Genomic DNA, 12,784 nt, shown 5'->3' with positions numbered 1-12,784 from the left:
CGTTATGCTCCTATGGTTTCATGCTGCTCAACACCGCTTTTCATATCGAAATTGGCGCGATCGATGATTTCCTGCCGCATCAACGGACTCAAGGTGACATAGTAAGCGGAGTAACCGGCCACGCGGATCATCAAATCTTTGTATGGTGCCAGCGCTTTTTGCTCGGCTTCGCCCGCACCGGCCTGGCTTGCCGCCGTTGCGGCGGCGTTGGCCGCAATGAAATCTTCGATCGAGGTCACGCACAGCTGCACCAGCACACCGTCCTGATCCATAAATGTTTTCATATGCGTGGCAAAAAGCTCTGTATCTTCGTTGAAATAAGGTTTGCCGCGCGGCGTCAGACTAAGATTGTAGGTGTAGCCATTCTGCACCGTGTCCGCGTCGACGCTCGCTACCGACAGCATGTGATCCAACAGCATGACCGGATCGCCATTGGCTTTGACGATGCCGGGGCACGGCGTGATACCGCTGGCGAACGACGCGCCATTGCTACGGCCGTTCGGCGTGGCCCGGCTCAGCATGCCGAAACCGGCATGGTTGGTCATGCTCCAGTAACCGGTCAGGTAGCGTCCGCCACGGTGCGTGCGGTACTTGAAAAATACCTCCTGGATCATTTTAGTCAACAGGCGTGTGTATTTAACCGCCATCGCGTTGTTGTAGATACCGCCGGGCGTCTCATCGACTCCGGCGCCATACTTCGGCGCTAAGCGGATCAAGCGCATGCACTCTTGCAGCCGTTCTGACGCCATCGCCGCCGGATGCGTGCGGGAACCGCTCGCCAACTGCCGGATACGGTCCAGCCAGGTTTTGACAAAATTGTGCGCTTCCGCCTCATTACTAACCGATGGGCTGCGGCCGAAATCCGCATCCAATACCGCGATCAGCTCCTGCGCCGACATTTTGCCGCCGAACACCAGCGCATCGATCACACAGAACGAATCGATCACATCGGCAAGCCCGATAATAGCCACCCCGGAAGAATTATATTTTGCACCGCCGGAAGCAACGTCGCGAAATTTGGCGCCGTTTTCCCCTGGTTTGTTCGTGGGGCCGTCGAATAACCCCGACAGCAGCGGCGATGGCCGGACTTTTTCCAGCGTGCGCCCCAGATAATTGTTGAATTGCACGCAATGACGCGCCATTTCGTCGAGCTGAAAGCGGAAGCTGTCGATGAAATCCTGCATCGATGTCATTGCCGTCAACGGCGGGGACGTGTAATCCGTCTTGCCGTAAAACAAATTGGGATCGTTTTTGCCGATGCCATCGCTACGGTGCTTGCCGCCGAACATCGCCAGTTCCAGTACTGCCGGGAGCACCAGCAAGGTGGAACCGGTATGACCGTAATGTTTATGGTCGGCATTCTGTTCGATGCAACCAATCGATGCGTAATCGTGCGCATCCGCCAACGCTTCGTCAGCCGTGACATGATCGTGCTTGGCATAATAATTCGCCATGCTGCGGATCACCGGCACATCGCCGTGCAACGCGGGCGTCGCGCGGGTAACCAGATTCACCTGGCAAATGCGTTTCAGATAAGGGGAAACCTCATGCGCCGCCAAAGGCGTGCCATCCGGCGCGCGATGATGAACATCCTCATGATAACGGGCATGCACATTCGGATCTCGGATGGACAGCATTTCCGTCGCTTTCAGGATGATGTAGGTCATGTCGTTGACCGCATCGACCGTCTGACCATTTTCCCAGCACGTACCGCCCACGGTCAGAGCTTGATTCGAACCGCTACCGGCAAACAACACTTCCGCGCTTTCTGGCGACAATGGCACATGATCGGAGCAGCGCAAAAAGAAGTGACACATCAACTCAACCGCCCGCTTTGTATATGCCGTTTTCGCCGCTTCATCCGGTTGCGACTGCCAGTCACGCAGATAGAACTCATTCAGCGTCTGATCCAATCGTCCCAGCGAGAGACCGAAATTGGTATTTTCCTGCAACAGCAAATGGTAGCAAATCCAGACGACGGTCATCGCTTCCGCCAGCGTGCTGGCTGGTTCTGCCGGAACCTTGCGGCAAATGGCGGCGAGCTCGTTATTTCCGGCTTTTTCGGCGGCATCGGCCAAATGGCCGACATAGATCTTGGCGCCCTCGTACACGGCGATAACGCTGCGCGCAAATTCAATTTTTTCCGGCGTATCCGCAACACCGCTCGCGATATCCTGCTGCAACTGCGCAATCAAACCATCAAAACCGAACTTGAGCACCCGGCTGAAATCCGGTGCGGTATGCGACACAGCCGTAGCTTTATCGGATAGATAAAACGCAACCCGCTCAAACAGCTCCTGGCATTTAGGCGTCTCACCGGCTTCTTTTTTAAGTGGAGGATCAATGGACGGTTTGCCTTCGCACATTCCGCCGTCGACCTCATCGCGCTGATCGTTCTTGTAATCCGCGGTATCGTAATCGCTATAACGCGCCGCCTCTTGTACCGTGCGCCGCTCCAGCCAGAAAGGAAAGATTTCTTCATTCAGCCGCTTGGCCACTTCCGGTTTGATCTTGAACGGATTTTGCGGCCGTTTCGCCAGCGTTTCCAGCTCAGGCCAGATGCAATAGCCACTCATATCCATATACACAACCGGCCCGACAAAGCTGGTGGTGGTTTGTCCCGGCAGCAGATCGGTGCTGCGCACCAGCGGGGTTTTGTGGCTGAATACATGTTTCAACGCCTGCGCGCGGCGCGTCACCGGCGGCAGCGCCGCACGATCGGGCTGGCGCAGAAATTCAGTCAGTAAACGCGGCAGTTCATCGCAAACCTCCGGTATCCATTCCGGATCGAACAACTGATTGCGCCAAGCCTGCACCACCGGGAAGTCGCCGAGTTGGATATCGCTCAACGCAAGATCGTGCAATGTCTTGATCTTATCGGGTGTGGTATTGGGAATAGGAAAAATAGCAATATTGCCAAGTGCGGACGTATCGGCCGTTCCGTGTTCCAGATCGATCCGGATGCCGCCTTGGTTGTATCTGTCATTACTCATGATCATCCTCCGCGCTGATTAACTCAATGTATCCAATCCGATTGCCAGCCGGTGATACTGCCATGCATCATCAAGCAGCAAAAAATAGCCAAACAGCTGATAGTGATACTCTGCAGGATCGACGGACGAATGGAATGGCCTATCCAATGCCGTGGAATAAATCAATTGCCCCAAATAAAGGCCATCGGCGATCTCAACAATTTCATCGAGACAAAAACCGATCGGAACCGGACCGCCGATCATGGGAAAGCGGTAGTGAAACTGAAACACTTTTTTCTTTTTTCCATCGCCATTATTCATGGGTAAAATCGACTCCCGGTCGTCCACACCGAGAAAAATGTAGCCTTGCCGCGCAAACGGCGATGGTCCAGCCGCCGATGCCGCTTGCAGCGCTGCATCCGGAATCCGGTAATTCATATCGACAATCCGCATCAACGGATCCGCCGCAATGACACGCTTGTCCTGAATATTGTAGCCATCTACCCAATGCGCAGCCGCTTCATTTTCCCAGAATGCCTTGTCTTCACCGGACATACCACGATCCCAAGCGCCGCTTTTCAAATGCTGAGCGTACACACCTTCAGCATCCCAATAATGCGCTTTGTTTTTTTCCACCAGCGTGTAATGCGGCGCGCTGGCCAGATGTGTTTTCAGCGCATGCACACGCTCGGGATAGCGCTCGGCCAGATCACTGCTCTCATCAAGCAGCATGCTCAGTTTCCGCCCGGAAATTTTTTCATACGATTTGCCCGCCCACGGAAAAATATACTTGCCGATGCTGTGCCAAATCAGGTTGAGCACATTGGGTGTACTGTGTCCCAGTGCCAGATCGCTCGCAAGCCGGCCGGGAAAAAGATATTCATCGTCCGGTTTGGCATTGAGATCGGGACAAAAGGTTTCAGTAAAACCGCAATGCAGATTCAGCGTAGCGCCGTGGTAATAATCAAAACCAACCGTGCGTGTTGTTTCACCGTACCAATCCGCCGTTTCATCGCTGTCGATACGGATGTTAAAACCACGCGCGCCGTGCCCCTGAAATAAGCCATTTTCCACCGTTGGCGCAACGCCCCGGCGGAACAGGCGGTTGAGTTTCTCGAAATGTTTCAGGTTGTCTTGCGGATTGCTCTGCGCGGAAATTTCAGCGCTGACGCGTTGCAGCATTTGCAAAATCGACTCGCCTTCGCGCAGCAATTGAGTCACATCGCCATCTTCCGCGCCTTTGGGCGACTCTTCCAGAATGAAAGTAGTGAATTTATGTTTGAGCGCTTCATTCTGCTTCCAATCATCAACCCAATCAGTGATTTCCGGGCAGTGCTGCACCCCCGCCGCCGCGGCTTTCTCACCCTCAGACACGCACGCAGTGGATGCCGTTTGCGCATATCCCAGCTCGTTGAAGCCGATTTCGCCCGGGCGCGGGCGCAATTGCGGAAATGCATCGTCTGCATAAAATGCCTTGGCATATGCCGGATCGACCATCAAGAAAAACCCGTTATTCTGATAACCGTACGGATCCTTTTCATCCATCCAGCCCATGGGAAAAATTCGTTTGATATTGTCGATCATCGAGCAGTATGGGTAGTTATCGCCGATCGATACGACGTGGCCATTTGGCAAAACCAAGGCTCCCAAGCTGTAATGCTGCGTGGCGAACACCAATTGACCCAAATAAATACCATCGTCGATGCGAACGATTTCATCGATCAAGCGCGTCATGGGGTACACCGGACCGAGGTCAGGCCAGCGGTAATTCAGTTGATACACTTTCTTACCTTGCATTTCCGGAACCACGGAAGTGCCCATGTTGCAAAGAAAATAACCGCCGGTTTTACTATAGGGAATGGCTTTCTCTTTGGCCAAATTTTCCGTCAGCAGCTGGCAGTCAAATCCGCGCGCATCGGGACGCATCGGCCGGTCTTTCAGTTTCCATAATTGCGTCAGCGCGGGCAATCCGATCGCTTGCAGCGCAGTGGGATCGGGCGGTTCACGGAAAAAATTGCGCCCGATACGCACAGTAGCCGGATCATAACCGCTCATTGTTTTCGCATCGTTATGGGTTTTTGCTGCCACTGTTTCGCGCGATACCGGCTCAAAGGTTTTCCCCATCCACAAACCGGTATCGGCATACGTCGCATTCCAAGCGGTAGCCATCCATTCGATAGTGGCCATCATTGATCTTTCCTTGCCGAGCAACTGGGCCGCTTCCTTGAAATAATCGCTATCCCGTATGGAAACGGGGATGCCGATCATCGGCCCGCTGATGACTTCCGCACTGCCGCATTTAAATAAGGTATCGAGCTTTTTATGGACTTCCGGCCAGCGCTGACGCTGATGGTTATCTGCCAGGATGCGCTGGTACTCAGCCAGTAGCACGAAGAAACTGCCGTGATACTCGTTTTTCAGAATATCGCTTAATGCCTGAGCCAGTGATTGCTGTTCATCGCTGGAGCCCGTTGAGAAATTGCTACTGTTCAGAAAAGCTGTCATGGATCTTCCCCTTACTATTTCCTAGTTAAGTGAGACTGAACGGCACGAATCTACATGGACAACAAACCCATCAAACTACAATTTCATCTTACCAATCTTTCCAAAAACTTTTGTAATTATGCAAATGAACATTGATCATTATCAACAAATCCTAAGTGTTTTGTCGATAGCAATGCTCTTTTTCATTGCTTTCCAAGGCTTTTCTGTTTTCCCGGTTCAAATAAGAAGTCTTTTTACCTTATTCCATTTTGATATATCATTATCCCTATCAGGGGATAGAAGAGTTGCTTAAAATCTGAAAATGGACAAAGATTTTTTAGAAAACCGGGAAAGGATGAGCATGCGGAATATACCGATTGACCGCGCTACGGCTATGTTGTCAGTTATTAGAGAGTTTCAACATCTGCCGCCCAAGGACATTGAAATGGTCGCAGCCGCTTGCCAATGGCACCGCTATGACGCGGGGAATGAAATCGTGCGCTATCACGATCACACCAATAGCGCATTTTTCATTGTTCAGGGTGAAATCCGCGTGATGTATCACAGTCTCTCCGGACAGGAAGTGATCCTGTGCGATTTACCCACCGGCGAAATGTTTGGCGAGCTGACGGCAATCGACGGCCACCCCCGCTCCGCCACAGCCATCGCCAGAACCAGCACGTTGCTGGCATCGATGCCAGCGCTGGAATTCAAAGATCTGGTGTATTCCAACCGGCTGATCGCCGAAACCATATTGAAACGTTTGACCGGACAAGTCCGCCGTCTGACCGAACGTGTGTACGATTACAGCACATTGGCGGTACGCAACCGGATTCAATCGGAATTGCTGCGTCTGGCAAGAAATCACATGACTTCGACGAATGTCGCGATCATTTCTCCATCACCCACTCAAACCGAAATCGCCAATTTGGTCAGCACCCACCGTGAAGCGGTCTCGCGTGAACTGAATAATCTCGTCAGAAGCAACCTCATCCTGCGCCAAGGGCATGATTTACATGTGCTCGATATCGCCAAACTGACTCAAATGGTCAATGAGGCCCGCGGCAGCTTCTAACTGTCTTCACTGTTGTAACATTCCCGGCGTACCATGCCCGATTATTTGTTAAGCCTTGCTTAAATGTGGCAAACTTCGCAATTGAACTTATTACGGGTACTTTAATTCGTGTCTCCCTACGAGCTTTTCATTGGATTGCGTTATACGCGCGCCAAAAAACGCAACCACTTCATCTCGTTTATTTCACTGATCTCCCTGATGGGCATTACCTTGGGGATGACTGCGCTGATTACCGTCATGTCGGTCATGAACGGCTTTCAGAAAGAAGTGCGCACCCGCATTCTGGGCGTTGCATCGCATGTGCAGATCGGCAGCGTGCATGGCAATTTAAGCCATTGGCAGCAAACTGCGGAAGAAGCGGCTAAACATCCCGCCGTCGAAGCGGCCGCCCCGTTCGTCCATGCGCAAGGCATGCTGTCGCATAACCAAGTGGTGCAAGGCGTAATCGTGCGCGGTATTTTGCCCGCAATGGAAGATAAAGTGGCTAATTTCTCCCATTCGATGGTCAGCGGCGCGCTGGATAACCTGGCGCCGGGAGAATTCGGCATCGTGATCGGCATGGAGCTGGCGCGCATGATGGGCACTTTCGTCGGTGACAAAATTGTTTTGATTTCACCGCAAGGCCAAGTCACGCCCGCGGGCATTTTGCCAAGACTGAAACAATTCACCGTCGTCGGTATTTTTGATGTGGGGCATTTTGAATACGACTCCGGCTTGGTCTTGATTCACATGTTCGATGCGCAAAAATTGTACCGCATGGAAAACGACGATGTATCCGGCGTGCGTTTGAAGCTGACCGATTTGTTTCAAGCCCCCAGAGTGGTGCAAGAATTACCCGCGCTGCTGACTATCGACAGTCATATCAGCGACTGGACCAAACAGCATGCCAATTACTTCCGCGCCATCCAGATCGAAAAACGCATGCTGTCGCTGATTCTGGCGTTGATCATTGCAGTTGCGGCATTTAATATCGTTTCGACTTTGGTGATGGCGGTAACCGATAAGGAATCGGATATCGCGATTCTGCGCACACTGGGCGCCAGCCCGCGCAGCATCATGAAGATTTTCATCGTGCAGGGAACGTTTATCGGCGTTTTCGGCACGGTACTCGGCGTGGCCGGCGGCATGCTGCTGGCCTACAACGTCGGTGAAGTGGTGGCGTTCATTGAAAGCCTGTTCAACGTGCAATTCCTGTCGCGTGAAATTTATTACATCAGCAAGATCCCAACCGATCCGCAGATGGCGGACATTACCACTGTTGCCGTCACTTCGTTTGTTTTGAGTCTGCTGGCCACGATTTATCCCAGCTACCGGGCGTCCAAAGTAAATCCGGCGGAGGCCTTGCGCTATGAATGATGTGGTTATTTCCTGCCGCAACCTGACTAAGCAGTTTTCGCAAGGCGATCTGGCCGTTCCGGTGTTAAAGGGCGTCAATTTGGATTTGATCAAGGGCGAGATGCTCGCCATCGTCGGCTCATCCGGCTCCGGCAAAAGCACGCTGCTGCATGTGCTCGGCGGATTGGATGCGCCGAGCAGCGGAGACATCCGGATTCTCGGACAGAATATCGCGCAGATCAGTGAAGAGCAACGCTGCCGCTTGCGCAACGGTTCACTCGGCTTCATTTATCAGTTTCATCATTTGCTGCCGGAATTCAGTGCGCTGGAAAATGTCGCCATGCCGCTGCTGATCCGCCGCCTACCCAACCAGGAAGCCTACGACCGCGCCGCCGATATGCTCAAACTGGTCGGCTTGAGCCACCGCCTGACGCATACCCCCGGCGAACTCTCCGGCGGAGAACGCCAGCGCGCTGCGGTGGCACGCGCGTTGGTCACACAACCGGCCTGCATTCTGGCGGACGAACCGACCGGGAATTTGGACCGGAAAACGGCCGAGCATGTATTTGATTTGATGCTGGAGTTAAATCATAAAATCAACGCCAGCCTGATCGTTGTCACGCACGATACGCGCCTGGCCAATCGCGCTCAGCGCATCCAGCAATTGATCGACGGCGTTTTATGCGACATATCCGATGCGTCATGATCCTGTAAACAATCCAATGATTTCTGATTTATTTTTGTAACCGGCTTATGCGGACTTTATATACGTACATTATGGTCTTCCCCCAGCGCAGCGCCTTTGTGCTCGTTGCGCTGCTGATTGCCGGTATTGCTGAAGGGCTGAGTCTGACCGCTTTACTGCCTTTGATATCGATCGCAGTCGGTGAATCCGGCGGATCGGGCGATTCCGGCATCGGCAAATTCATGGAAAAAGCGCTGCAAGATATTGGCATCGATCCCACGCTGGATACCATTCTGATCATCATCGTCGGCGGCATGTTTTTCAAGGGATTGGTGCTGCTATTGGCCAACCGTCAGGTCGGTTATACCGTTGCGCATGTGGCCACCGCATTGCGTCTGGATCTGATCGAAGCCTTGCTGGCCAGCCGCTGGCAATATTATTTGCGCCAGCCAGTCGGGTCGCTCGCCAACTCCATCGCTTCGGAAGCTTACCGCGCCGCCAATGGTTTCGAGCATAGCGTCAATGTGCTGTCACTCATGGTGCAGGTGCTGGTATACGCCATTGTCGCATTATTCATTTCATGGGAAGCCACACTCGCCTCGCTGATTATCGGCTCGTTTCTATTGTTTGTGCTCAACAGTTTAGTCAGCGCCACGCGCCGCGCGGGCACGAAGCAAACCCATTTGTTGCGCGATTTGCTCGCCTACCTGTCGGATGTGCTGAGTTCGGTGAAATCACTCAAAGCGATGGCGCGCGATAACGTAGCCGATGCTATCTTGCGCGAACAAACGCAGCAACTGGAAAAAGCCACGCGCCGCGAAGTGATGAACCGGGAAGCATTGAACGCGCTGCAAGAGCCTATTCTGGCCGCCCTGACCGCTAGCGGTTTGTATCTCGCCCTGGTGGTATGGGAGTTGTCGCTGCCGGAAGTCATGCTGATGGTATTTTTGCTGACGCGTATCCTCGGCTTGTTGAACAAGACGCAGCGGCGGCACCAGCAACTGGCCGCGCAAGAAAGCGCCTACTGGGCGTTGCGTAAGGCCGCTGAAGGCGCGCGCGCAGCCGCCGAAAGAGCGACTGGAACACTGCAACCCACTTTGCAACAAGGCATTACGCTGCACCATGTGCGCTTCAATTATGATCGCAAAGTGATATTTAGGGACCTAAATATCGAAATACCGGTGAATACTTTTACCGCCGTGATGGGGCCATCTGGTGCCGGCAAAAGCACACTATTGGATTTACTGTGCGGCTTAACCGAACCACAATCCGGCGAAGTCCGCATCGACGGGGTTTCACTGCATGACATCAATCTGCGCCAATGGCGCCACATGATCGGCTATGTCTCGCAAGACACCATTTTGTTGCACGACACCATACTGAATAACATTCTGGTCGGCGAACCAACGCTCACCGCCGACGATGCCGAACGCGCACTGCGCCAGGCCGGCGCCTGGGATTTTGTCAGCGCGCTGCCGGATGCCATGCTGACCGTAGTCGGTGAACGCGGCGGATTGCTCTCCGGTGGTCAACGCCAGCGGATTGCAATTGCCCGGGCGCTGGCGCACAGCCCGTCGTTCCTGATTCTGGACGAGCCCACCAGCGCACTGGACCCGGAAAGCGAGCGCACCATCTGCGAAACACTGCAAAATCTATCCAAGGATTTGACAATTATCGCGGTCTCGCACCAACCGGCAATCATCAACGCCGCCGACCGCGTGTTCATGCTTTCCAATGGGGAAGCAGAAGCGTTGTCGCAGGAAGTGCAGGTGTAATCAGATTCCGAGGTTTTAACGCGAACGCTGGAGAAGCTCTGAAAAAGGTAACGCGCGCGATGATCAGGCAAGGCGAAATCAGGTAAAAAAGCGCAATTTACATTGGGTAAATGAGCATTTTGAGCCTGATTTCAACACAGCTTGAGCGAGCGCAGTCGTTTTTCAAAGCTTCCCTAGGTTATTGCACCGGAATCGTGCGCGCTGATAGCCGATAGCTTAGCTGCAACTCCCGTAGTTCGAGCAAGCGCCACTTGTAGCCGGTTTCTTCGATCAGCCTGGCTGCTTTGGTGATATGTTCATATAGTAAATCCCTTCTGGCTCAATCTTTTCTAAGGGAAATCGAAGAGAATTCTCTCGCTCCGCAATCTGCAACCGCGCCATCATCACGCAATGCCATGAAAACAAAAACGGCGAACGAAGCACGTGCTTCCAATTCGCCGTTCGCTGGAAGTAACATTCACTCCCAGTTTTTTACAAAGCGCTAGAAACCATCCCCGCAGCCGGGTTTGAATTTCCAGCTGTATGCTTATTTTGCTTTTTTCAGTTCATCGCATTTAGCGATAAAGGCTTCGCGTGCAGCTTCGTCGTTCTTGAATTCTGTCAGCGATGATTCCATGCCTCTTCCTGAACAATTTTCCGAACTTGCTTCGGGAACTCCGCCGCAACCGATCAGGGCGATACTCAGGCCAATAATACAAACGATGCTAAATTTAAAATTCATTTACAATCTTCCTCTAAAAATCTAAAAATACACTATGGCTTGATGGTTATATCCGATTTCTCAATCGTTTGGCGTTGGCCCTGCCACACGAACCTAACAGTGCAATTCTACCTGAATTCTCATGGTCTTAGTATTTCTCCGTGTCCATTTCAGGCAAAACGGAACAAAAGAAGGTATTATTTTCATCCTCGCTAGACCGCCTTTATATAACCCGTCCAAAGGCATAAACACAAGATCACCGCAGTTTCCCGGAGATTATTCGCATGTCATGGAGCTTAACGAATTGGCACCGTAACCGGATCCTTCAGCACGAGGGCATTGCCGATGCCGTCTGGCAAAAATTGATTCATTTGCGTTGCCTGAAGGGACTCAGTCTTGAAGAGCTCTTGCGCTTGCGCGAGTGCGCCACGTTATTTCTGCATGACAAGAAATTTTACGGCGCGCATGAATTGGAAATCACCGAGGAAATTCGTGCCACGATTGCGTTGCAAGCGTGCATTCTGATTCTTAATCTTGACCTGGATTACTACCGCAGCTGGAGCCAAATTATTGTGTATCCCGGCGAATTCATGCTGGATTACGATTACGAGGATGAATTCGGCATCGTGCACCATGTGCAGCACGCGGCGTCAGGCGAGGCTTGGTCTGACGGGCCGTTGATTCTTTCCTGGCAAGATGCACTGGAACCGGTTTCACACTTGGGAGAAAACGTGGTGATCCACGAATTCGCGCACAAGATCGACATGCTGTACGAGGGCGCCAACGGTTGCCCGGAACTGCACGCCAATATGAGCGCGTATACCTGGCACGAAGTATTCAGCACGGCCTACAAGAAATTTTGCCGCCAGGTCGACCGGCAACAGGAAACCGTGATCGATCCGTACGCGGCGGAGAGTCCGGCGGAGTTTTTCGCGGTGCTGAGCGAAGCTTTTTTTGAACTGCCGCTCGTCACGCAGGAACATTTCCCGTCCGTGTACGAGCAGCTCGCGCTGTTTTACCGTCAAGACCCGGCAAAACGCTGGCGCTGATACCTGCTGGTTATTTCATCGGTATCGATGCGTATTGATCCACGGCGGCAAGGTCAATTTCCGCGTATGCATTGACGACAAAATCCGCTTTTTGCAATTTGCCTGGATCATACGTTGTACTGATCGCGATGCAACACATCCCGGCGCTTTTTGCGGCATCGATCCCATGCGGCGCATCTTCGATGACGACGCAATGTTCCGGCGCTGACCCAAGCTGTTGCGCAGCATACAGAAAAATATCCGGATTCGGCTTGGAGCGGTAACCGACTTTGTCGAGCGTATAGATTCTGTTTTCAAACAACGCTGAAAGATTGAGGTGCTGATCGACGAGTTTCAGCAGATCCTGATCCATCGCCGTTGCGACACAGGTTTTGTAGCGGCTGCGCACGGATTCGTAGAATGGCAGAAAGCCCTCGATAAAAGCAGTCTCATGAATAAAAAGCTCACGCACGATATCCGCACGCTCGCGCGCCAAGGCTTCGGTATCACCATCGAACCGGTACGCTTGCCTCATGACTTCCACACCTTCGGCCAGCGTGCGCCCAGTAAGCAAGGGTTTGATCCGTTCCCGATCATAGACAAAGCCCCGGCGTTGTAGAAAAATCGCCTGCCCCTTGTCCCAGATCGTTTCAGTATCAATGACAATGCCTTCCGCATCGAAAATGATGGTATCAATCATGGCACCGTTCTCACATTACAGCCGTTCATG

General features: G+C 52.7%; 10 protein-coding genes. 5 read left to right on the top strand and 5 right to left on the bottom strand.

The window, feature by feature from the left end; all coding sequences use genetic code 11:
• Window positions 1-2: 2 nt before the first annotated feature.
• Complete coding sequence (locus tag BLU57_RS00200; protein WP_090314796.1) at window positions 3-2,993, bottom strand: pyruvate formate lyase family protein; 2,991 nt, start codon at window positions 2,991-2,993, stop codon at window positions 3-5.
• Between the two features lie 18 nt (window positions 2,994-3,011).
• The gene (locus tag BLU57_RS00195; RefSeq protein WP_090314794.1) at window positions 3,012-5,477 is read right to left on the bottom strand and encodes a hypothetical protein; all 2,466 of its coding nucleotides are present in this window, start codon (window positions 5,475-5,477) and stop codon (window positions 3,012-3,014) included.
• Window positions 5,478-5,817: 340 nt separating this feature from the next.
• Here BLU57_RS00195 and BLU57_RS00190 point away from each other — a divergent pair, with 340 nt between their 5' ends.
• The 4 genes from BLU57_RS00190 to BLU57_RS00175 all read left to right on the top strand — a co-directional run bounded on the left by BLU57_RS00190 (window position 5,818) and on the right by BLU57_RS00175 (window position 10,326).
• A complete protein-coding gene (locus BLU57_RS00190) occupies window positions 5,818-6,531 on the top strand; it encodes a Crp/Fnr family transcriptional regulator (RefSeq protein WP_256334333.1) in 714 nt (237 codons plus the stop codon).
• A gap of 108 nt (window positions 6,532-6,639) precedes the next feature.
• The gene (locus tag BLU57_RS00185) at window positions 6,640-7,887 is read left to right on the top strand and encodes a lipoprotein-releasing ABC transporter permease subunit (RefSeq protein ID WP_090314793.1); all 1,248 of its coding nucleotides are present in this window, start codon (window positions 6,640-6,642) and stop codon (window positions 7,885-7,887) included.
• Entirely contained in the window at window positions 7,880-8,572 is a 693-nt protein-coding gene (lolD, locus tag BLU57_RS00180) for a lipoprotein-releasing ABC transporter ATP-binding protein LolD (protein WP_090314791.1), read from the top strand. Before BLU57_RS00185 ends, lolD begins: the two co-directional genes overlap by 8 nt.
• A 47-nt stretch (window positions 8,573-8,619) precedes the next feature.
• Window positions 8,620-10,326, top strand: a complete 1,707-nt coding sequence (locus BLU57_RS00175; RefSeq protein WP_090314790.1) for an ABC transporter ATP-binding protein — start codon at window positions 8,620-8,622, stop codon at window positions 10,324-10,326.
• 319 nt (window positions 10,327-10,645) lie between these two features.
• Here BLU57_RS00175 and BLU57_RS15955 read toward each other — a convergent pair whose 3' ends face one another.
• A complete protein-coding gene (locus BLU57_RS15955) occupies window positions 10,646-10,783 on the bottom strand; it encodes a hypothetical protein (RefSeq protein ID WP_176776331.1) in 138 nt (45 codons plus the stop codon).
• A gap of 69 nt (window positions 10,784-10,852) precedes the next feature.
• On the bottom strand, window positions 10,853-11,047 hold the full coding sequence (locus BLU57_RS00170; RefSeq protein WP_090314789.1) for an entry exclusion lipoprotein TrbK: 195 nt from the start codon (window positions 11,045-11,047) through the stop codon (window positions 10,853-10,855).
• A 263-nt stretch (window positions 11,048-11,310) separates the two neighbouring features.
• Between BLU57_RS00170 and BLU57_RS00165 the strand changes: the two genes are divergently transcribed.
• Window positions 11,311-12,075 (top strand): M90 family metallopeptidase, encoded by a 765-nt coding sequence (locus BLU57_RS00165; protein WP_090314786.1) that lies wholly within the window; start codon window positions 11,311-11,313, stop codon window positions 12,073-12,075.
• A gap of 10 nt (window positions 12,076-12,085) precedes the next feature.
• On the opposite strand, the gene BLU57_RS00160 is transcribed toward BLU57_RS00165, so the two are convergent.
• Window positions 12,086-12,754, bottom strand: coding sequence for an HAD family hydrolase (locus BLU57_RS00160; protein ID WP_090314784.1), 669 nt, complete (start codon window positions 12,752-12,754; stop codon window positions 12,086-12,088).
• Between the last annotated feature and the right edge of the window lie 30 nt (window positions 12,755-12,784).

Origin of the sequence: Nitrosomonas oligotropha (assembly GCF_900106555.1) — a bacterium.
GTDB lineage: Bacteria > Pseudomonadota > Gammaproteobacteria > Burkholderiales > Nitrosomonadaceae > Nitrosomonas > Nitrosomonas oligotropha_A.
The sequence above is the reverse complement of the archived record's forward strand: the minus strand, read 5'-3'. Positions and strand labels throughout refer to the sequence as shown.

What these genes read in the sequence shown, in the direction of transcription:
- BLU57_RS00200 (WP_090314796.1), bottom strand. Translation starts at nt 2,993, where the DNA reads ATGAGTAATGACAGATACAACCAAGGCGGCATCCGGATCGATCTGGAA.
- BLU57_RS00195 (WP_090314794.1), bottom strand. Translation starts at nt 5,477, where the DNA reads ATGACAGCTTTTCTGAACAGTAGCAATTTCTCAACGGGCTCCAGCGAT.
- BLU57_RS00190 (WP_256334333.1), top strand. Translation starts at nt 5,818, where the DNA reads ATGCGGAATATACCGATTGACCGCGCTACGGCTATGTTGTCAGTTATT.
- lolD (WP_090314791.1), top strand. Translation starts at nt 7,880, where the DNA reads ATGAATGATGTGGTTATTTCCTGCCGCAACCTGACTAAGCAGTTTTCG.
- BLU57_RS00175 (WP_090314790.1), top strand. Translation starts at nt 8,620, where the DNA reads ATGCGGACTTTATATACGTACATTATGGTCTTCCCCCAGCGCAGCGCC.
- BLU57_RS15955 (WP_176776331.1), bottom strand. Translation starts at nt 10,783, where the DNA reads ATGTTACTTCCAGCGAACGGCGAATTGGAAGCACGTGCTTCGTTCGCC.
- BLU57_RS00170 (WP_090314789.1), bottom strand. Translation starts at nt 11,047, where the DNA reads ATGAATTTTAAATTTAGCATCGTTTGTATTATTGGCCTGAGTATCGCC.
- BLU57_RS00165 (WP_090314786.1), top strand. Translation starts at nt 11,311, where the DNA reads ATGTCATGGAGCTTAACGAATTGGCACCGTAACCGGATCCTTCAGCAC.
- BLU57_RS00160 (WP_090314784.1), bottom strand. Translation starts at nt 12,754, where the DNA reads ATGATTGATACCATCATTTTCGATGCGGAAGGCATTGTCATTGATACT.